This is a genomic window from Streptomyces gottesmaniae, assembly GCF_031845845.1.
Lineage (GTDB): Bacteria > Actinomycetota > Actinomycetes > Streptomycetales > Streptomycetaceae > Streptomyces > Streptomyces akebiae.
In genome coordinates this window covers 1-20,413 of record NZ_JAVRFJ010000022.1, presented here as the reverse complement: position 1 = coordinate 20,413, position 20,413 = coordinate 1, and the positions used below count along the sequence as shown (strand labels likewise).

General features: G+C 71.4%; 13 protein-coding genes and 2 tRNA genes. 6 read left to right on the top strand and 9 right to left on the bottom strand.

Annotated elements, in window-relative coordinates; all coding sequences use genetic code 11:
- Positions 1–3: 3 nt before the first annotated feature.
- The 6 genes from RM704_RS24100 to RM704_RS24075 all read right to left on the bottom strand — a co-directional run bounded on the left by RM704_RS24100 (position 4) and on the right by RM704_RS24075 (position 7,849).
- Complete coding sequence (locus tag RM704_RS24100; protein ID WP_033526718.1) at positions 4–2,241, bottom strand: ArnT family glycosyltransferase; 2,238 nt, start codon at positions 2,239–2,241, stop codon at positions 4–6.
- Positions 2,238–3,782 (bottom strand): bifunctional glycosyltransferase family 2/GtrA family protein, encoded by a 1,545-nt coding sequence (locus RM704_RS24095; protein ID WP_033526719.1) that lies wholly within the window; start codon positions 3,780–3,782, stop codon positions 2,238–2,240. Before RM704_RS24095 ends, RM704_RS24100 begins: the two co-directional genes overlap by 4 nt.
- Positions 3,783–3,808: 26 nt before the next feature.
- Positions 3,809–5,500, bottom strand: a complete 1,692-nt coding sequence (locus RM704_RS24090) for a sensor histidine kinase (protein WP_078937068.1) — start codon at positions 5,498–5,500, stop codon at positions 3,809–3,811.
- On the bottom strand, positions 5,497–6,237 hold the full coding sequence (locus tag RM704_RS24085; RefSeq protein WP_033526721.1) for a response regulator transcription factor: 741 nt from the start codon (positions 6,235–6,237) through the stop codon (positions 5,497–5,499). The genes RM704_RS24090 and RM704_RS24085 overlap by 4 nt, the downstream gene beginning before the upstream one ends.
- A gap of 325 nt (positions 6,238–6,562) precedes the next feature.
- Positions 6,563–7,450: a DUF2797 domain-containing protein gene (locus RM704_RS24080; protein ID WP_063774472.1), complete on the bottom strand. Its 888-nt coding sequence runs from the start codon at positions 7,448–7,450 to the stop codon at positions 6,563–6,565.
- A 177-nt stretch (positions 7,451–7,627) separates the two neighbouring features.
- Complete coding sequence (locus RM704_RS24075; RefSeq protein WP_033526723.1) at positions 7,628–7,849, bottom strand: hypothetical protein; 222 nt, start codon at positions 7,847–7,849, stop codon at positions 7,628–7,630.
- Positions 7,850–8,381: 532 nt separating this feature from the next.
- Between RM704_RS24075 and RM704_RS24070 the strand changes: the two genes are divergently transcribed.
- From RM704_RS24070 to RM704_RS24055, 4 genes are all read left to right on the top strand, one after another.
- On the top strand, positions 8,382–8,801 hold the full coding sequence (locus RM704_RS24070; protein WP_157856675.1) for a hypothetical protein: 420 nt from the start codon (positions 8,382–8,384) through the stop codon (positions 8,799–8,801).
- Positions 8,802–9,042: 241 nt separating this feature from the next.
- On the top strand, positions 9,043–9,648 hold the full coding sequence (locus tag RM704_RS24065; RefSeq protein WP_052145971.1) for a SigE family RNA polymerase sigma factor: 606 nt from the start codon (positions 9,043–9,045) through the stop codon (positions 9,646–9,648).
- A 64-nt stretch (positions 9,649–9,712) separates the two neighbouring features.
- Entirely contained in the window at positions 9,713–10,021 is a 309-nt protein-coding gene (locus RM704_RS24060) for a hypothetical protein (RefSeq protein ID WP_033526726.1), read from the top strand.
- Positions 10,022–10,692: 671 nt separating this feature from the next.
- A complete protein-coding gene (locus tag RM704_RS24055; RefSeq protein ID WP_311591188.1) occupies positions 10,693–11,550 on the top strand; it encodes an SCO4651 family lipoprotein in 858 nt (285 codons plus the stop codon).
- Between the two features lie 799 nt (positions 11,551–12,349).
- On the opposite strand, the gene RM704_RS24050 is transcribed toward RM704_RS24055, so the two are convergent.
- The 3 genes from RM704_RS24050 to RM704_RS24040 all read right to left on the bottom strand — a co-directional run bounded on the left by RM704_RS24050 (position 12,350) and on the right by RM704_RS24040 (position 13,836).
- Positions 12,350–12,949, bottom strand: a complete 600-nt coding sequence (locus RM704_RS24050) for a hypothetical protein (protein WP_157856676.1) — start codon at positions 12,947–12,949, stop codon at positions 12,350–12,352.
- 522 nt (positions 12,950–13,471) lie between these two features.
- Positions 13,472–13,544 (bottom strand) — tRNA-Arg (locus RM704_RS24045).
- A 201-nt stretch (positions 13,545–13,745) separates the two neighbouring features.
- A tRNA-Ser gene (locus RM704_RS24040) sits at positions 13,746–13,836 on the bottom strand.
- A 212-nt stretch (positions 13,837–14,048) separates the two neighbouring features.
- Between RM704_RS24040 and RM704_RS24035 the strand changes: the two genes are divergently transcribed.
- Positions 14,049–14,564, top strand: coding sequence for an SSI family serine proteinase inhibitor (locus RM704_RS24035; protein WP_052145973.1), 516 nt, complete (start codon positions 14,049–14,051; stop codon positions 14,562–14,564).
- A gap of 299 nt (positions 14,565–14,863) precedes the next feature.
- Positions 14,864–20,296 (top strand): PAS domain-containing protein, encoded by a 5,433-nt coding sequence (locus RM704_RS24030; protein ID WP_311591185.1) that lies wholly within the window; start codon positions 14,864–14,866, stop codon positions 20,294–20,296.
- Positions 20,297–20,413 lie beyond the last annotated feature (117 nt).

The following is a 20,413-nucleotide window of genomic DNA, read 5'->3' as shown; positions in this document are numbered from 1 at the left end:
GGCCTACTTCGCCTGCGTCAGGTCGTAGAACGTCGTGCCGTCGACCGTCACCGACGCGAAGTTCTCCTGGACCCAGGAGCTGATCTGCGAGGAGGTGCCGTCGCTGTTGCCGCCCATCCCGCCACCGCCGCGGGAGCCGCCGGAGATGAAGTAGTGGATCTTGCCGTCCTCCACGTACTTCTTGAACTCGGCGAGGGTCGGGGACGGGTCGGTGCCGTTGAAGCCACCGATCGCCATGACCGGTTCGCCGGTGGAGAGCTGGTAGCTCGCCGCGTTCTGGGCACCGATGGCCGCGGCCGCCCAGGAGTAGTCACTCGCGTTCTTCGCCAGCAGTTCCTTGGCCTCGTCGCTGACGGAGGTGCCGTTGATCAGGCCACCCATGCCGCCACCGGCGCCGCCACCCATGCGCCCGCCGTCACCGTTCTGGGTCTGACCGCTGCCCTGGCCCTGCTGCTGGTTCTGCTGCTGGTTCTGCTGGCCCTGCGGGTTGTTCTGGCCGCCGCCGAAGCCGCCGGTCGGGGGCTGACCCATCTGACCGTTGCCCTGCTGGTTGTTCCGGCCCGGCATGCCGCCACCGCCGCCGGCGGGACCGCCACCCATGCCGCCACCGGGGCCACCACCCATTCCGCCACGGGTCGACGGACCGGCCGTCACGATCGAACCGGTGTGCCCCTCGTTGAGGGTGGTGAGGGTGTACGCCGTCGGGCCTGCCACCGCCGTGACGAAGCTCAGGCCGACCACCGCCAGAGCCAGTCGCCGGCCCAGCCTGGCCACGAAGACCAGGCCGAGCGCGGCGACCAGACCGCCGACGAGCACGACCCACTTCAGCCAGGGCAGGTAGTCGGAGGAGCGGTTGAGGAGGACGTAACCCCACACGGCCGTGGCCGTCATGGCGGCGGCCAGCGTGATCGACGCCCAGAACCTGTCCCGCTGGTCCCAGAGCAGCGCCGCGCCCATGCCGATCAGCGGCGCGAGGTAGGGGGCGAGGGCCACGGTGTAGTACTCGTGGAAGATGCCCTGCATGAAGCTGAAGACCACCATGGTGATCAGCAGCGAGCCGCCCCAGAGGAGGAAGGCCGCGCGGATGGTGTCCGTGCGCTTGAGCTTCCGCGTGGCCCAGATCGCGGCCGCCAGCAGGATCAGCGCGGCCGGGATCAGCCAGGAGATCTGACCGCCGATGGAGGAGCTGAACATCCGGTCCCAGCCGGTCTCGCCCCAACCGCCGCCACCGCCACCGCCGCCGCCGCCCCCGCCCCCGCCCCCGCCGACGCTGCCGGTCTCCTCGCCGTTCAGGCGGCCGAGACCGTTGTAGCCGAAGGTCAGCTCCAGGAAGGAGTTGTTCTGCGAGCCGCCGATGTACGGACGGGAGGACGCGGGCCACAGCTCGACGATCGCGACCCACCAGCCGCCGGAGACGACCATCGCCAGCCCGGCGAGCAGCACCTGGCTGACCCGCTTCTTCACCGAGGCCGGTGCGAGGACGACGTACACGATCGCGAGCACCGGCAGGATCAGGAAGGCCTGGAGCGTCTTGACCAGGAAGGCGAGACCGATGGCGACGCCCGCCCAGACCAGCCACTTCGTCTGGGCCTTCTCCGTCGCGCGCAGCGTGCAGTGGACCGCGGCGGCCATCAGCAGCGCGAGCGCCGCGTCCGGGTTGTTGAAGCGGAACATCAGCGCGGCGACGGGCGTGAGCGCGAACACCGCCATGGTGACGAAGCCGGCCGTGGCGTCGAAGCGACGGCGTACGGCCGCCCACAGCACCCCGGCGGTGGCGACGGCCATCAGGACCTGCGGGAACAGGATCGCGAAGGAGTTGAGGCCGAAGAGCCGCACCGACAGCGCCATCGGCCACAGGGAGGCCGGGGGCTTGTCGACGGTGATGGCGTTGGCGGAGTCCAGCGAGCCGAAGAAGAAGGCCTTCCAGGACTGGCTGCCCGCCTGTACGGCCGCCGAGTAGAAGGAGTTGGCGTATCCGGAGGCCGTGAGGTTCCAGGTGTAGAGGCCGCCGATGAGCAGGAGGGTGAGGAGGAAGCCGGGGCGGATCCAGCGGTGGTCCTCGGGCCGGCCTCTCCACAGGCGCTTGGCGAAGGGCTGCCCGGGCTCGCCCGAGTCGGGGGCCGGGGGCTCGGCGGGCGCCCCCGGAACCACCGGTTCCTGTTCGGCGGTCGAGGTGGGCGACGGGCCCCGGTCGGGGCCGGGGCCTCCCGGCCGGCTCGTCGTCTCGAACTGCGTCGTCATCGTGCGTTCCTCGAATCCTGATCGTGCGGGCGCACCGGCCGCATCTGCGTGGTCGGCTCCCCCCAGGTGCGGTCCGCGGCTTCTCCAACGCGGAACGGGGTCGTGGTGTACGTCGGCTGGAAACGGTCCTGGTGGCCGTACGGCCCCGGTTGTCCCGGACGTACCGTCGCCGCGGTCGCGCGGAGCGGCGAGGAGGCGTGGTGCGGGGCCGGTTGGTACGAAGAGGTGTGGTACGCGGAGGCGTCGTGCGGGGCCGGGTGGTGCGCGGCGACGACGGTCGAGCCCTCCGCGGGTGAGCCGTCGCGCCCGTCCGGGAAGACCCAGGCCCGGAAGAGCAGGAACCGCAGCACCGTCGCCGCGAGGTTGGCCGCGACGAGGACCGCCAGTTCCGTGGAGTGGGCGGGGTCGGAGGTCGCCGCGTTCAGGGCGGCGAGCGAGCCGCTGGTGAGGGCCAGTCCGATGCCGAACACCACCAGCCCCTGCGCCTGGTGCTTGACGACACCGGCGCGGCCCCGGACGCCGAAGGTCAGACGCCGGTTGGCGGCGGTGTTGGCGACCGCCGAGACCAGCAGGGCGAGCGCGTTGGCGATCTGCGCCCCGGAGAAGACCCGGAAGCCGCTGTAGAGGAGCAGGTAGAACAGGGTGGAGAGGCCGCCCACCACACAGAAGCCGAGGAGTTGGCGGGCGAGGCCGCGCGGCACGTCCTGGATCTCACGGTCCCGGGGATCGTCCCCGAACGGCCGTGCGAGCCGGTCGAGCGCGAGGGACCCGGTGGCCAGCGCCTTGCCCACCCGCCAGACACCCTTGAGGTCCTCGGTGGCCGTCTTCACGATGTGGACCGTCGAGTCCGGGTCGTCGACCCAGTCCACCGGCACCTCGTGGATCCTGAGCCCGGCCCGCTCCGCGAGCACCAGCATCTCGGTGTCGAAGAACCACCCGGTGTCCTCGACCAGCGGCAGCAGCACCTGGGCGACGTCCCGGCGTATCGCCTTGAACCCGCACTGCGCGTCCGAGAACCGGGCCTGGAGCGAGCCGCGCAGGATCAGGTTGTACGCGCGGCTGATGAACTCCCGCTTGGTGCCGCGCACCACCCGCGACGAGCGGGCGAGCCGGGAGCCGATCGCGAGGTCCGAGTGGCCGGAGATCAACGGGGCGACGAGCGGGAGCAGGGCGTTGAGGTCCGTCGACAGGTCCACGTCCATGTAGGCGAGGACCGGCGCGTCGGAGGCGGACCACACGGTCCGCAGGGCCCGCCCCCGTCCCTTCTGCTCCAGCCGGAAGGACGTCACCTCGGCAAGCTCGGCCGCCAGCCGCGCGGCCACCTGCGGAGTGGTGTCCGTCGACGCGTTGTCCGCGATCGTGATGCGGAACGCGTACGGGAACGTGCGCGCCAGGTGCTCGTGCAGTCTGCGCACGCACGGCTGGAGGTCCTTCTCCTCGTTGTAGACGGGGATCACTACGTCCAGGACAGGCGTACCGGCGTTTCCGGCCGGGAGGTGCTCCCGCGCCGGCAGGGTGCCGGGAGAAGAGTCGGTTCGCATGTCCACCACATTCGCGAGCCGCTCTGTTATGCCCGTGTGCTCACACTGTGGTGCGCCTGTGAGTCCGATTGCCGACGTGTCGCGCCGGTCACCAGGTCGTTCCCGTCGAACGCGCCGTCGTGCTCGCCGTCGTAGCGGAGGTCGTCGAGCTCCCAGTTCGCGACGTCGTCGAGCAGCGGTACGTCCCGGCCGAGGGCCGGCAGATGCACGGTGAACACGGTCCTGCCGGGCACGCTGTCGACGGTCACGGCACCGCCGTGCGCGTCGGCGACGGCCTGCACGATGGCGAGCCCGAGTCCGGTCGAGCCGGAGGCCCTGGACCGCGACGAGTCGCCTCGCGCGAACCGCTCGAACACGTGCGGCAGCAACTCCTCGGGGATGCCCTGTCCGTCGTCCTCGACGTCGACGCACATCCACGGCCCACGCCGCTGCACGCGCGCGGTGACGGTCGTGCCCGGGGGCGTGTGCGTACGGGCGTTCGCCAGCAGGTTGACGAGCACCTGTTGCAGGCGCGCCGCGTCCGCCGACACGAGCGCGGGCATGTCCGGCAGGTCGAGCCGCCAGCGGTGGCTCCGCCCGGCGACCCGCGCGTCGCTGACGGTGTCCACGACGAGGGGGATGAGGTCGGTCTGCTCGAACTGCAACGGCCGTCCGGCGTCGAGCCGCGCGAGCAGCAGCAGGTCCTCGACGAGCATGGTCATCCGCCCGGACTCGGACTCGATCCGCCCGAGCGCATGCCGGGTGTCGGGCCCGATCTCCTCGCGGCCGCGCCGGGTCAGCTCGGCGTAGCCACGGATGGACGCGAGCGGCGTCCGCAGTTCATGACTGGCGTCGGCGACGAACTGCCGTACGCGCGTCTCGCTCTCCTGCCGCGAGTGCAGGGCGCCGTGGATGTGGTCGAGCATGCGGTTGAGCGCGGCACCCACCTGGCCGACCTCGGTGTGCGGATCGGTCTCGGAGACCGGCACGCGCTCGTTGAGGGTCACCTCGCCGGTGTGCAGCGGCAGTTCGGAGACCCGGGTCGCGGTGGAGGCGACCTTCCGCAGGGGCCGCAGGGCGACACCGACGAGGACGGACCCGGCGATACCGGCGGCGATGAGACCTGCGGCGGTGACGCTGAGTTCTACGGCGATGAGGGTGCTGAGGGTGTTGTCGACGGACTCGGTGGGCAGGGCGACGTAGAAGTTGCCCCGGTTGCCCTCGATGTACTTGACCCGGTACTCGCCGAGACCGGGAATCTCCACGGTGTGGATGCCGGTCTTGGACACGTTGGCGAGAGCAGCCACCTTCCCGGCACTGAGCGCGACGGCGCTCATGCCCTGGAAGCCCTCGCTGTCGGAGTTCTGCGCCTTGGCCACGACGGCGTCGGTGATCCCTCCGGAGTCACTCACCTGGGCGACGACGGTGTTCTCCTCGGTGCCGCCCTTGGTGACGAACCCGAACGGTCCGTCCGGCGGGGGCCCGACATCATCGCCACCGAGCTTCATCGGGCCGCCGGAGGCGCGCCTGGCGACCTCCTCGACCTGGGTGTTCAACTGGGTGTTGAGATGCTCGCTCAGCGCGACCGTCGTCACCGTCCCGATCACCGCACACACCACCGCGATCAACGCCACCGCGGAGACGACGAGCCGCGTACGCAGCGTGCGCGGCTGTCCTCGCCTCAGCCACGCCCTCGGCCTCGACTGCCTCTGCGTACGCGTCCGTCGCCGCCCGCTCATGACGAGGCGGGCTTGATCAGGTAGCCGGCCCCACGCCGGGTGTGGATCATCGGCTCGCGCCCGGCGTCGATCTTGCGCCGCAGGTACGAGATGTAGAGCTCGACCACATTGGCCTGGCCGCCGAAGTCGTACGACCACACGCGGTCGAGGATCTGCGCCTTGCTGAGCACGCGCCGCGGATTCCGCATGAGGAAGCGCAGCAGTTCGAACTCGGTGGCGGTGAGGTGGATGTTCGCCCCGCCGCGCGACACCTCGTGGCTGTCCTCGTCGAGCATGAGGTCACCGACGACGAGCACGGAGTCGGAGCGGCGGTCGGCGGCGCCGGAGCGCCGGATCAGCCCACGCAGCCGGGCGACGACCTCTTCGAGGCTGAACGGCTTGGTGACGTAGTCGTCGCCACCGGCGGTGAGCCCGGCGATCCGGTCCTCGACCGCGTCCTTCGCGGTCAGGAAGAGCACGGGCACGTCCGGCAACTCGCGCCGCAGCCGACCGAGGACGGTCAGGCCGTCCATGTCGGGCAGCATCATGTCGAGGACGACGGCGTCGGGCCGGAAGTCGCGGGCGGTCTGGAGGGCACCCGTGCCGTCCCCCGCACTCCGGATCTGCCATCCCTCATAGCGCAGGGCCATGGACAGCAGTTCGGTGATCGACAGCTCGTCGTCCACCACAAGCACTCGGACGGGGCTCCCGTCCGGCCTCAGCAGTTCGGTGCGCCCCTGGGGCGAGGTCGTGGTCATGCTGGACACCTTGTCGGGGCCCCCTGAGAACACCCTTTCCGGAACCTGTGATTTTTCTGAGAAACGCACAGGCGCCTCTCAGGGAACGCCTGGGAAGATCCCCGACTTCTCGGACGCCACCCCCACCGACCAGCACTTCTCTGATCGCTTCCACGGCGTTCCCCAGGCCGCCTCACCGGGGGTCCACAGCCCTGCCACCACGACCAGGGGCAGTGGGCCGACCCGCCCTGACAGCACTCTTACGCAAGCGCCGTCATGATGCGCCCTCCTCACTCGGAGCACCGTGGCCCACGCACCACCTGCCTGGGAAAGCCCTCTCCGAGCCTCAGAACAACCCGTCCTGCACGCTCTCGTCCCCCCTGCTTCGCAACTCCCGTACGGGCAGGGTGAGGACGTCGCGGGGGTCCTCGCCGACGGGTCCGGTGAGCTCCCACCCGGTCATGAGCCGTGTGTCGAGCACCACGACCCCCCGCCCGGTGGCCAGATGCAGATCGGGCCCGGCGACCGCGAGAATCTCTCCGCCCACGGCCCCGCCCGTGACCAGCTCGGTCACCACGCCGTCGGCGGCCGGCAGCTCGTCCAGCCCGAACGTCCCGAAGTGATCGACTGCCTGGAAGGGAACGCGCTCCAGCGACTCGGGCCAGCCCGCGAGCGCCTGGGCCCGCGCATGCAGCTCGGCCAGTTCCGCGACGCGCTCCTCGATCGCCGGCAGACCGGCCCGCCCGACCCGCTTCTCGGCGTACGGGATCCGGTCAGGCACCCCGAGCGCGGCCCGCAGCATCTCCTCCGATCGCCGCGCGGCCATCAGCGGCCCCCGCCCGAGCCATCCGAAGCAGACCGCCCCCTGCTCCAACAGCCGCGCCGGTCCCCGCTCGACGGCGGTGATCCCGACCTTCACCATGCCGGGCCCGAACCACGCGAGGTACACGTGGTACGGCCGTGGGTCGTCGGCGATCGTGTCGGCGGCCACGGAATGCGCCCGGTCGAGCCGCGCACACTCCTCGCACCGGGCCCCGGTACTCCGCCCCGGCACCTGAGCCCGCACCGGACACGGGTTCCCGCGAGCGCCGACGCACGTCCGCGCGTCGCTCACGACCCGGAACGCCACCGACTTCCCCCGCGGCAGCGGACTCCCCCGTCCACCCGCCCACTCCAACGACGGCGCCCCGCCCTCGCTCCAGCGCAGCCCCGTACATCTCCACACACGTGCCATCCCCCACGACAGTAGAGGGCACCACTGACAACGCGTCCGCACAACGGCCGGGGTGTGGACCTCGGGGCGGCACGACGGGGCCGTGGGCATGGCAAAGCTGGAGGGCGCGCCCCTCCGGAGCGAAACCCAGCGGCGTCGCAGGTCAAGCGGTCGTGCGGCCGTCCGGCCGCCGCCGTCCTACAGCTTGCTCATCTTGCTGTACGGGCTGAGGATCCGCTGCCGTGCCGACCCGAAGTCGACGAGCGCGGCGATCCCGTCCTCGATACCGATCACCCGGCCGAGACCGTACATGTCATGCGTGACCTGGTCGCCCACCGCGAAGTGCTTGGGAGGCGGGGCGACCGGGGCCTTGAAGGGACTGGTGGGCAGATAGCGCTTCGGTGCACCTGGCTTTGTCATTGCGACCAGTATGCGCCAACCATCGAGGACCCGGACTTGCTCCGACCCTCTTGATCTTGGTCGCCGGAAAGCCGCGCAGGGCACGGCCCCCGGAACGATCTCCGTCGACGACGCCGACCACTCGCGACATACCGGCGCCGAGCCGAGCAGCGGCCCAGTGCCGGTCCAGGTCATCGCTTCCGCCGCCCTCAGTCGCTCAGTCGAAAGCGGGAGCGTCCCGCGCTGTTCGAGAAGTCCGTCACAGCCCCGGCCGAGGCCGCTCCCGGACCGGAGGACTCGCCCCCGTCCTCCCGCCTGACGGACATGCCCGCCCGGATCAGGACCACCGTCGTGGAGACGGGCGTGGCGTCAGGCGCCCCGAGTGACGCAGATCACTGCAACAGCCCTGGGTCCGTCTCTCCCGACCCGCAACCGTGAGGGCCTTCGGGCGTCTGTCGGGGTGGATGCGCCTCCAGTACAGAGCCGCCGCAGGGGAAGCCACCCATGACGGACGGTCACCAACCGCCAAGACCGATGATCTCGAGGACCGAACATGTCAGTACGTCACGCCGCTGTCCGCAGCCCCCTTCCGAGCCGGGTTCGCGCCGCCCTGGGCGCCTCGGTCGTGGGCACCGCCCTGGCCCTGGGCGGAGCCTTCACCGCTCACGCCGCGGCCGCCTCGCCGGATGCTCCCGCCGAGGCGCACAAGGCACAGGCCGCGTCTCCGGCGGCGTCCACGTCCACCGGGAAGCACGCCAAGCCGTACGTTTCCGGATCGGAGACGCCCGCCCGGGGCTCGGAAACGGACGTCCCGGGCGACGCCAAGCCCGCACAGCCCCACGTGCCGGGCTCGGAAACGGACGTCCCCGGTGACGCCAAGCCCGCACAGCCTCACGTGCCGGGCTCGGAGACCGACGTCCCGGACCACGCCAAGCCCGCACAGCCCGTGCAGCCTGCGGCTGCGGCCGAGTGAGGTTCTTCAGCGTTTGACCCGCTGATCGACGCCAGGTCGTTCGGCGACAGCACGTGAACGCCTACTGCGGGCTCAGGCCGGCAGCGGTCCGTCCGCCCGGGCCCCTGGGCGGACGGACCGTACTGTGACGTTCAGGAGACATGTGAGAACAGCGGCGATCCCCACCGCAGCACCGTCACACGCCTGGTGGCGCACCACGTTCAGGCCGGTGCACCCCTTGCTCTGCGGCGGAGTGAATCTGATGCGCCGAACGCAGCGCGGACTCGTGCTGCGTTCACTGGCCGGCCGGAAGGACAGCCGGAAAGGCAGCGGAAGGAGACCGTCCGACACCGGGCCCCCCAGCACGGTGACAGCCGGCGAGGAGCCGGGCTTCAATGAGCTCTACCACCACCGTCGACTGGCGCTCGTACGGCTGGCACTGCTTCTGGTGGACGATCTTCCGACGGCGGAGGACGTCGTACAGGACGCCTTCGTCGCGCTCCTGCGCCGCCACGGCCGCCGACTGGCCGAACTGGACGACCCCGAGGCGTACTTGCGGACCAGTGTGGTCAACAGAGCCCGCTCGGTTCTGCGCCGGCGCCGTACGGCACGCGCCTACGTCCCTGAGCGTGAACGCCATGTCCCGTCCGCTGACAGGACCGTGCTCCTTGCCGAGACTCACCAAGAAGTGATCGACGCGCTGCAGCGCCTCACCCGCCGACAACGCGAGGTCTTGGTCCTGCGCTACTGGTCGGATCTCACCGAAGCTCAGATCGCCGACACCCTCGGAGTCTCCCGTGGGACGGTCAAGTCAACCGCCAGCCGGGCTTTGGACGCTCTCGGCAGACAACTGGAGATACCTCGATGACCGAGCACACCTCTCACCCGCGCTCCCGCTCTTCCCGCCGCGGGCGCCTCGCGGAGATCTAGCGATGAGCCGCAGCCAGATCCAGCACGCGGAGGTCGAACAACGACTGCGCGAGGCCTTGGGAGCCCGGGCCGACAGCGTCGAGTCGCCACACCTGCGGCCCGCCGCCCTTCCCACCAGGTCCAGGCGGTCCTTCCTGCCCCCTCGCCGGGCCGTCATCGTGTTGTTCGGCCTGGTCGCGGCTGCTGCCTGCGCACTGCTGGCCGTCACGGACAGCGATTCGGACAGCCCGGTCCGTCCCGCCGACATCCCCTCGCATTCAGTCAGCCCCTCCACGTCCCAGGCGCCGGCTTCCCCCGTCGCGACACCTTGATCCGACAGCACCGCACTCAGCGACTTCTGCCGCGACCGTTTCGTCGACCGCTCCTGCGACATCCCGGAGTTTCCTCCGGGCCCCGGGATTCCGCCACGCCGACGACACGGCCCGGGCTGCGGCTCAGCCGAGTGCGGCCCTGAAGTCGCGAAGCTCGTTCCGGTCCCGATCGAGGGCGGCCCGGGTTGCCCCACCCGTGCCCCCGCTGGCCCGAACCGGCGAAGCGGGTCGCCGGGCCTCCCCCGCCTCGGACGCCACCGAGCCGTCGACCGGCTACACCGCGCACCCGCACCCGCACCCGCATCCGCATCCGCATCCGCATCCGGTGCGCGAACACGGCGAGTTCTGGCTACTGACTCAGCGAGATCACCGATCCGGAATACAGAACTCCAAATGCTGGAATGGATTCCGGATTCCGGCGAAGGTCGTGATGACCTTCCACTGCCGGAATGCGCGCATGTTTCCCCCGATCGCAAGGTCCATTCACGCTGAACGGCTTGTTGTCTCAGAGAGCCCGCCTGCACCTCGCCATACCCGCATTTTCGCGCCAAGGCGCGTAGGCGACAGGCGTGTTCAGCTGGGTCTTGGGAATTCGGGACGACAGAAAGTCGGTCTGCAGAAGTCGGCCGGCGGTCGATGAGGGGATGGGTATTCACATGCACAACAGGAGGATGAAAGCCGCGGCGATCGGGACGGCCGCGGTGATGGGCAGCATCGTTCTGACGGGCTGTGGAAATGACAGTGAACCGGCGTCGGACAAGGCCGACTCCTCGTCCGGTGCAAGCCGGAGTGCGGGCGCCCAGGAGGACGGCACCACCGCGGTACGGGCCGCCTACGACAAGACGGCCGAGGCTGAGACGGCCAAGGTCACGATCGACATGAAGGTGTCCGCGAAGGGCCAGTCGATCACCACGGACGGCCAGGGCGCGCTCGACTTCCAAGAGGGCGAAAGCGTCATGACCGTCACCGCCGAGGGCAAGAGCATCGAGCAGCGCGTCGTCGACCAGGTGCTGTATCAGAAGGTGCCCGGGCAGAAGGCCCAGGGCGGCAAGCCCTGGATGAAGATCGACCTGGAGAAGGCCGCGCAGGCGCAGGGGGTGAGCGGCCAGCACATCGGCGATCCGGCCCAGTCCGCCGCGTACGCCAAGGCGATCACCGACAAGGATGTCACCGAGGTCGGTTCCGAGAAGGTCGACGATGTCGAGACCACCCGCTACCGGGTCTCGGTGAACGTCGCCGAACTGCCGGGCGGCGCTCAGCTGCGCGAGCAGGTCGGCCCGACGGTGCCGATGCACGTCTGGCTCGACGACGACGGCCGGCTGCGCCGCCAGCAGATCGACATGACGGTCAAGGCTCCGGCCGGGGCCGGCGCGAAGGCGGACAACAGCGCCTCGCCCGAGCAGGTCAAGATGACCATGGTGATGAACTACTCCGACTTCGGCACCGAGGTCGACGCCGAAGCACCGCCGGCAGGCCAGGTGACCGACATGACGGACGAGGCCATGCGGCAGGGACAGCAGCAGAGTTGATCCGAACGCAGGACTGACGGTGGCGGCCCGACAATGGCTCGGGGCCGCCCCTGTGTGAACCGCTCCAGGATCAGTGGAGGCGCTACGCATCGACTCCAGTCGCCGGCTGGGGCTGGTGTCGAGCAGTGGTGGTCTCGTGCTCATGGGGTGGGACGTCTCCGATCGCGGTGTGAGGCGCTGGTTGGTGAACCAGTCGAACCAGTCGACCGGGACTCCCCCCTTGCGTGTCCCGCAGCTGGTCGGCGTCGACGCTGTCATCCGTTGCCACCCCACCGTGGAGCAGGCCCTGTATCCCTGACCACACCCAGGCGATCAGTGTCTCCGCGACCACGCGATTGATGTGGGTTGGTCTGCAGGGAGACCTCGCGCAGCACCTCGAACCCGGCCGTCGGCGGTAGCCGGTGGGACGGGACGCGAGGACGGGGCATTCGACACCTACCGCGCTGAGCGACCGCGGGCCAACCATGCGGCACTGTAGGTTTTCGCTCCTGAAAGCAGTCTGCTTCCTTCGACCGAGGTTCCCGCAGAGATTTGAGGGCATTCTGAACCACCGCAAACGGTCGCCCCTGTCCCCGCTTCCGGTGAGCGAGGGTTTGCGAGATAGCGGCTTCCTTCAACGTCGAGTACACCACCGGCTACGGCCCCGTGCTCTGCGTGCACGTGATGATCCCCGCACCTTCGTGCGGCTCGACTCCCAGCGCTTGGCGTTCGACCGCGTCGGGGACGCGCTGAAATAGCAAGAGCGCCCACTCCACCTATCGAGGCCCGCGCCAAGCAACATCGGCGCGGCCTCTGCGTCCTACCGGCAGCCGCCGGGCGGACACGGGTTGTAGCAACCGCCAGGCGGGCATCCACCCTTATCACCGGGGTGGTAGTCCTCCTCACTGCTACCACTGCCACCACTGCTTCCGCCGTCCGCAGATGATTCGTCGTCGGGGTCGACATAATCGGGGTCGACGTAGCCGGGATCGTTCGTGGGGTCCTTGTAGAGCCCCTTCGATGACGGACACGCCTCGCCCTTCTCCACGGCGTGCAGAGTGACATCTGGTTCAAACGGCAGGGCAGCCCCAGCCTTGACGCTCTGGAAGCACACCTTCCAGTTCGCGTAGTCACCATCATCGTTGTTCGTGTCATAGGCAGCCTCGTCCGCGTAGGCAGCCTCGATGTCTACGTCACCGACGGCATCCCCCAGCTTCTCCACTGCCCTGGCGTACGTGGCGCCCTTGACGTTCGGCATCTTGGGCCAGGGAATGCGTCGACCGTCCTTCTTCGGGCACGGCGCCCCGTCCGGGACGGCAGCGAAGTCGACCTTGCTCAAGGTCGCTTTCTCGAAGCACACCGTCCAGTCCCCGCCTGGAGCCTCGTCCTGATTGCTGGCGTCGTGGACGGCAACGCTCAACCCGCTCTGCCGTGCTCTCTCCGAGGCGCTGTCGACACTTTCCCGATCTGGCTCCCAGCCGGGCCCGGAGTGGCCGTGACGGTCACCGTCGCGCCCAGCGCCGCTGCCACGTCCTCACAGTCATCGCCACAAGAGCTGAGGAGCAGCAGAAGCAGCACCACGGCCAAAGCGCTTACGCCACCGAACCATCCCTTTTCACCTCTGGTCATTGCCAATGCGGTGATACCCCCCTGGCGCCCATGATCGACCCCGGGAGCCCCACCGGGGTGCGGGACTGCCGTCCGTCCGAGACATCCGCCAGGAGGACGGCGTGCGCACGTCGCATCCAGCAGCGGCCAGGGCATGACGATCCGCGCGTATCGGGTTTATCGGAATGAGAGAGGTGATGGCAACAGATGAGACGAAAGCGGCGGCCGGAGCGGCGGCCCTGTCACCGCGCGATCCACGGTTGCCGTCAAACACTGCCGTCAACACAAAAGCCAGAGGCCCTGTGGATCACTCCACAGGGCCTCTGGTCTGCTGTGCACTCGGCAGGATTCGAACCTGCAACCTTCTGATCCGTAGTCAGATGCTCTATCCGTTAAGCTACGAGTGCTTGTTTTGTTTTTCCGCCGCTCCCGGCCCTTTCGGCCCGCTCGCGGCGACAGGAAGAACATTACATGACTGCCGTCGCCATGTGAAATCCGTTTGCTGTACCCCTTGTGACCTGGGAAAACACCTCATAGAGGTGGTCTCGGGGCGAGGCCGGGAACGACGAAGCCCCGGTCGCGGGGACCGGGGCTTCGGTGATCAAGCGCGGAGGCGGAGGGATTTGAACCCTCGATGGGATTGAAGTCCCAAACCGCATTAGCAGTGCGGCGCCATAGACCGGACTAGGCGACGCCTCCAGCACAACCGCCCGCGCGAGCGCGAGTGGTGCGTGCAGATGATGACACAGCCGGGTGGGCTGTCACCAATCGCCTCCCACGGTACTAGGCGGAGAGGCCGCAGGGCAAAGCCGTATGGCACGTCGGGAGTGGTGCGTCGCAGCGTCGGCGCGGGCGTACGCGGCGCGCGGCGGCAGCCGCAACCGTGGGGCGGGCGTGGCGTTAGTCAGGTCATGTCGCAGAGCCTTTCCGGCCCCCACCCGAGCCGCCCCGCCGCCGCCCTGAGCCGGCTGTTCCTCGGCGCCCTCACTTCGATCGCCGCGGCCGCCGCCGGCACGCTCGCGCCGGTGGCGTCGGACGCGTACGCCGCCGAGCCGGTCTCGCAGCCGTCGCTGCCCATGCCCACCCCCGCCGCCGGCCCCGGTGACCGGTTGACCGTCACGGTGCGCCAGGCCGGTGGCGGGGCGGACGGGACGTTCGAACTGCGGTGCCATCCGGAAGGGGGCAACCACCCGGACGTGCGGGAGGCGTGCGGGCGGCTCGATCGCCGGACGACCTGGGGGACGGATCCGTTCGCACCGGTCCGGTCCGGCACCGTGTGCACGATGCAGTACGGCGGACCGGCCACCGCGCAGGTGACCGGGACCTGGGCCGGACGCCGCGTCGACGCCCGCTTCGACCGCGGCGACGGCTGCGAGATCGCCCGCTGGGACGCCCTGGTTCCCGTGCTGCCAGAGCTCCGCGCATAAAGAGGAAGGGCGCGAAACCGGCCACCCCTCGCGCGGCGCGGACGCTCCCCTCGACGCCCGCGCACAGCCCGTACATATGTGCCTCCGTCAAGGTCCTCCGGCAAAACACACGGTCACGGCATCCCCGTCCGCGCGGTCACGGCATCTCCGTATGTTCGGTGTGCGACCTCCCTCTCATCCGGCGTCGCGAGCGCAACCTCTGCCCGTAGACTCCCTCGCGTGACACGTTGCGGGCCGGTTGGCAAGATGGCCACGGGCCCAGCGGTCGGCAAGGTGCGGTAACAGGGAGGAAGCGTCTCGTGAGCAGCAGGCCATCCCGAGGCGCTGCTCGCCTCGCAGCCATACTGGACGCACTGCCCGATGCGTTGGTGCTGGTCAACGCCAATGGGACCGTCGTCAACGCCAACACGATCGCGCTGGAGGCCTTCGAGGCACCCGGCACCGCGCTCGTCGGGCGCGGGTTGTTGGATCTGCTGCCCGAGTTCGACTCCCGGCTCATCCCGGGCTCGATGCGGCGGCCCGACACCATGGACCCGACGGGGCGGACCAAGCCGACCCGGATGATCGCCCGCCGGACCGACGGCAGCGAGTTCCCGGTCGAGGTCACAAGCGCGAATCTGGAGAACGGCCAGCAGGCGTACGACGGTTACGGCTACGCCAACGACGAGCTGCTCATGCTGGTCGTACGGGATCTTTCGGGCACTGTCGACACCGAGGCCGAACTCGCGCGTTCGCAACGGCAGACCGAGATGATCCTGCGGGCCGCCTCCGAGGGTGTCGTCGGGACCGATACCGACGGGCGGATCGTCCTCGTCAACCCGGCAGCCGCTCAGATACTGGGGTATCGGGCCAGTGACCTCGGCGGACGTGAGCTGCACACGCTCGTGCTGCACTCCCGCGAGGACGGCGCCCCCTTCCCGTACACCGAGTCGCCGCTCGCGGACACCCTGAAGTCCGGGCGCAAGCACCGGGTGCGCGGTCAGGTGTTGTGGTCGAAGAACGGCGAGAAGGTGTCGGTCGATCTGACGACCGCGCCGGTGCGCGACGGCGATCAGCTCGTCGGCGCCGTGATGACGTTCACCGACCGACGGCCGTACGACAAGCTCGCCGAGGAGAAGGACGCCGAGGCCGAGACGCACGCGGAGGAGCTGGAGCGGCTCGCCAAGGAGCACGCCGAGGAACTCGCGGGCGTGCGCGAGGAGCACGCCGCCGAGCTGGCCGAGCTGAGCGAGCAGCACGCCGAGGAACTCGCCGCCGGCGACGAGCGGTACGCGGCGCTCGGCGAGCGCGAGAAGGACCGGTACGAGGCGCTGGCCGCGCGGCACGAGCAGCTGCTCGCCGTGCTGGGCACCTCGCTGCGTGGCCCGCTCGACCAGCTCCGCAGCGAGCTGGGCACGCTCGCCGCCGACGACGCCGGGCAGCTGTGGCCCGAGGCGAACCAGGTGCTGCACCATCTGACCGCCGGGTACTCCCGGATCACGACGCTCATCGACAACGTGCTCGGCTACCAGCGGATCGACGCGGGCGAGGACGACCTCGTGCGTACGGCCGTGATGCTCGACGCGGTCGTCGCGGCCGGGGTCGACGGGGCCGTGGAACTGGTCGGGCCGGGACGGGTGCAGTTCGCCGTGCACGCGCCGCCCATCGAGGCCGAGGTGGACCAGACGCGGCTCGCGACCGCCCTCGCGCATCTCGTCGCCGATGTCGCCGGTGTCGACGCGACGGGCAACGCGCCCATGTCCGTCGGCGGCTACATGGACAACACCGTCGTCGTGGCGGCCGCGCAGCGTGGTGAGGTCGTGCGCATCGAGGTGCGCGGGCCGTACGCCGGCGGCGACCCGGTGCACCAGCCGATCGTCCAGGGGATCGTGCGGGCGCACGGCGGTGTGCTCCAGACGGTCGAGGTACCGGGGATGAGCGGCAGCGCGTATGTGCTGGAGGTGCCGCTCGGCGGTGGTGCCGGGGCGGTGCCCGCAGCGCAGTTGCCCGCAGCGACGGTCGTCGAGGCCGATGCCGGGCCCGTGGCCACCGGCGCCGAGGTCGCCCTGCCCGAGCAGGCCCCCGTCGGTGGTGGGCGGCGGCGGGCGCGACGTTCGTCGGTGGACGCGTTCCTGGAGAGCGAGGACGCTGCCGAGGGCCTGGAGGCCGAGGCCGCCGCTGTCGCCCCGACCGGGCGACGTCGGCGCAGGGCGGAGGAGGCGGCCGGTGCGCCGGGCGCGGCCGTCGGCGCGGCCGGTTCCGATGAGGGCGCCGGGCCCGCGCAGGGCGCCGAGGGCGAAGGCTCCGGGGGTACCGGACGGCGGCGTGGCAGGGCCTCCTCGGCCGAGGAGGCAGGTGAGGCCGTGGCCGCCGAGGGTGCGGTCGTCACCGCGGCCGAGCACGCGGCGGGTGCCGCTGCCGCCGCCACCGGCCTGGGCGGGACCGTGCCGCCGCAGGGCGTGCCCGCCCCCAGCGGACGGCGCGCGCGCCGGGAGCCCGCCGCACAGAACGCGTTGCCGCCGGCCCTGCCCGCGGGGCCGGTCCCGGCCGCCGCCGAGGCGACCGACGACGACGAGGCAGGCGGTGCCCAGCAGCCCACCGGCCGCCGCCGTCGCGCCCTCGGGGGCAGCGAGGAGCGCGCCGCCGCGCCCGAGCCGGGTGCGCGAGCCGTCTTCGCCCTGCCACCGGCCGCGGCCGACCGGGGCCCCGATTACACAGAGGCCCCCGGCCTCGGCCCGGTCCCGCTGCCCGCGGCGCCAGCTGCCCCCGGCACACCCATGCCGATGCCCCTGCCCGCCGCGACGACCGCTACCGCCGGGCCCGCGCAGGCCGGGGAGGGGTACGACGGCGAGGGCGGCGGCCAGGGTGCCGCGGCCGCTGCGGGCGCAGTTCCCGCCGTGGGCGGGCCGGTGCCCGTAGGAGGGCAGGTCCCCATCGGTGGGCCCGTGCCGCCCGGGGGAGTCGCGCCTGCCGGAGGACCGGTGCCTGCCGCCGGTGTCGGGCAGCAGTTCACCGGGGTCGGACAGCAGCTTCCCCAGAGCGGTCCGGGGGCGCCGGGTGGCGTCGCCGGGCCGGCCTCGGGGCAGGGGGCCGACGCGGGGCAGATGGCCGCTCCCGGTCAAGCCACCGCCGAGCAGGCACCGGTTGAGCAGGCACCCGGTGAGGGCCAAGTGGCCGCCGCGGCGCCGATGTCGGGTGTCCCCGTCGGGGAGGCCGACGACGGTCGCCATGACGCCGCGCTCCACAACCCAGGTGGCGACCACACCCCGCCGCAACCGCACCCTGTGCCCACACCCACGGGCCGCCGCCGTGCGGTACGGCAGCCCGCCCCCCAGCAGGGCGACGGCGTGGGCACCATGGCGCCGGGGCAAGGGGTGCCGGCACAGAACGCTCCCGCTCAGGGCGTCCCCCCGCAGGGAGGACCCGGGCAGCCGGTCCCCGCGCAGGGGGCGCCGATGGCCGCCGCGCAGCCCGTTTCCGCCCAGGGGGTCCCGGGCGGACCGCAGGCCGTGCCTGTGCAAGGTGTCCCCGGCGGACCGCAGCCAGTGCCCGGCCAGGCCGCTGGGGTAGCCCCCGGTCAGCCCGTCCCGGCGGGGATCGCGGCCGCGCAGTCCGTCGCTCCGCAAGGGGTTCCGGGGGGCGCCGCCCAGGCGGTCGCCGGTCAGGCCCTTCCCGGTCAGGCCCTTCCCGGACAGGCGGCCACCGGGCAGCCTGTCGCCGCGCAGGCCGCTGCCGCCCAGCACACCCCGGGGCACCCTGCCGTCGGCCAACCCGGTGCCGTCCAGGGAGTCGTCCCGCCGCAAGGGGCACCCGGTGGCCGCCACCAGGTGCCCGCTCAGGCCGGAGCCCTCGGACACTCCGTCGTCGTACCGGGAGCGCAGGGCGTACCAGGCATCCAGGCCGTCCCGGGGATCCCGGCCGTCCCGGGGACGCAGGGCGCGCAGCCGGTCCAGGGCGTCGCTCAGCCCGTGCCCGCAACGGGGATGCCCGCACCAGGGATGCCCGCAACGGGGGTGAACGCAGTAGGGATGCCCGGCGCCCAGCAGCCCGCCCCCGCTCAGGTCGCCGCCCCCGGAGCGGCCCATCCGCAACAGCAGCCCCAGTCCTGGCCCGATCCGCGCCACGAGACCTCCGCCGCCGGTATCCCCGTGGTCGCTCCTCAGGCGCCCCTGCCTCCGCAGTCCACCCCGTCCTCGGGCACCCCGCTGCCGCCGGAGGTCGCGGTCCAGCAGCAGCCGCGCGCCGCACAGCCGTTGCCTGCCGAAGCCGCAGCCCCGGCCCCCGCACCGGCACCGGCACCGGCACCGGCACCGGCCCAAGCTCAGGTGCAGGCCGCGCCGAAGCCCCCCGCGCCCACCGGCCCCACGGCCCCCGCGCCTGTCGACCCCAACTCCACCCAGGGCCGGTCGATCAGTGTGCGGACGCTCGGCCAGGGTGTCCCCTTCTCCCGCCAGGGCGGCCCCCAGGCACAGGTCCAAGCCCAAGGTCAGGCTCTGACCCAGGGACAGGCACACCCACAGACAGCGCAGTCCGGCGTACAGGCCGCCGCGCAGGCGCAGCCCCAGGCCGGGTCCACACCCGCCCCGAACCAGCCCGGTGGTTCCGGCAGGCGCCGCAAGCTGGGGACGCCGCCCCAGCCGACCGGCGACCGCCCCGAGACGGCCGCGCGCCCTCACCCGCAGTCCACGCCGACCAACGGCACGGGTGTGCGCCTCGGCACCGGCCAGACCCCGCCGCCCCCCGGCCAGGCGGCGGCCCAGCCGCAGGCGGCCGCGCAGGTGTCACAGCCCTCCCTCGCCGGCCAGGTCCCGCTACCGGCGCAGCCCTCGCTCGCCGGACAGGTTCCGCTCCCGCCGCAGCCGTCCCTCGCCGGGCAGTCCCGGCTGGCGGGTCGTACGGAGGGTGCCGGACGGTCGTACGCCATAGGGGCGCCCGACGAGAACGCGGCCGAAGGCCCCGAGCCGCTCGACGGGCCCGGCGGCGCGGTGGAGATCCCCGACCGGCCGCATCCGCAGCCGATGGACGACGAGTTGCCGCCGGAGCCGCTGGACAACCCGCGCCGGTTGCTGGTGTGGCCCGCGCCGGACGCGTCGACCCACCAGGCGCTGAGCGACCGCGGCTACCGGCCCGTGATCGTGAACTCCCGCGAGGACGTGGACGCCCAGATCGCGGCGTACCCGGCCGCCCTGTTCGTCGACCCGCTGACCGGCCCCATCACCCGCACCGCACTGCAGTCGCTGCGCCAGGCCGCCGTGGCCGCCGAGGTTCCCGTCCTCGTCACGGCGGGTCTCGGCCAGGCGACGCGGGAGGCGGCGTACGGGGCCGACCCGGCGATCCTGCTGAAGGCGCTCGCCCCGCGCGACTCCGAGCAGCACCCGCCGCGCGTCCTGCTCATCGAGGAGCACGCGGAGATCGCGCTCGCCCTGACCGCGACGCTGGAACGGCGCGGCATGCAGGTCGCCCGGGCGGCGTCGGACGCGGACGCCGTCACCCTCGCCGCGCAGATGCGGCCCAACCTCGTGGTGATGGACCTGCTGCAGGTGCACCGCCGGCAGGCCGGGATCATCGACTGGCTACGGGCGAACGGCCAGTTGAACCGCACCCCGCTCGTCGTCTACACCGCCGCCGTCGATCATTCCGAACTCCCGCGCCTGGCCTCGGGGGAGACGGTCCTGTTCCTCGCGGAGCGCTCGACGAGCCCCGATGTGCAGACCCGGATCGTCGACCTGTTGGCACGAGTCGGCACGAACTGAACCGCGGGCGGCGCAGCTGGGCCGCGAACGGCACGAGCTGAGCCTGCGAACAGCAGCAGTCGGGGCGGGGGTTCACGGGGAACACCGCCCCCGCTGCGGCGGGTCGGCTGTCCGCGT

Excerpts from the sequence above, each read along its gene's own strand:
- RM704_RS24070 (WP_157856675.1), top strand. The coding sequence starts at position 8,382 with ATGTCAGTACGTCACGCCGCTGTCCGCAGCCCCCTTCCGAGCCGGGTT.
- RM704_RS24100 (WP_033526718.1), bottom strand. The coding sequence starts at position 2,241 with ATGACGACGCAGTTCGAGACGACGAGCCGGCCGGGAGGCCCCGGCCCC.
- RM704_RS24055 (WP_311591188.1), top strand. The coding sequence starts at position 10,693 with ATGAAAGCCGCGGCGATCGGGACGGCCGCGGTGATGGGCAGCATCGTT.
- RM704_RS24060 (WP_033526726.1), top strand. The coding sequence starts at position 9,713 with ATGAGCCGCAGCCAGATCCAGCACGCGGAGGTCGAACAACGACTGCGC.
- RM704_RS24090 (WP_078937068.1), bottom strand. The coding sequence starts at position 5,500 with ATGAGCGGGCGGCGACGGACGCGTACGCAGAGGCAGTCGAGGCCGAGG.
- RM704_RS24080 (WP_063774472.1), bottom strand. The coding sequence starts at position 7,450 with ATGGCACGTGTGTGGAGATGTACGGGGCTGCGCTGGAGCGAGGGCGGG.
- RM704_RS24035 (WP_052145973.1), top strand. The coding sequence starts at position 14,049 with ATGTCGCAGAGCCTTTCCGGCCCCCACCCGAGCCGCCCCGCCGCCGCC.
- RM704_RS24065 (WP_052145971.1), top strand. The coding sequence starts at position 9,043 with ATGCGCCGAACGCAGCGCGGACTCGTGCTGCGTTCACTGGCCGGCCGG.
- RM704_RS24085 (WP_033526721.1), bottom strand. The coding sequence starts at position 6,237 with ATGACCACGACCTCGCCCCAGGGGCGCACCGAACTGCTGAGGCCGGAC.
- RM704_RS24075 (WP_033526723.1), bottom strand. The coding sequence starts at position 7,849 with ATGACAAAGCCAGGTGCACCGAAGCGCTATCTGCCCACCAGTCCCTTC.
- RM704_RS24095 (WP_033526719.1), bottom strand. The coding sequence starts at position 3,782 with ATGCGAACCGACTCTTCTCCCGGCACCCTGCCGGCGCGGGAGCACCTC.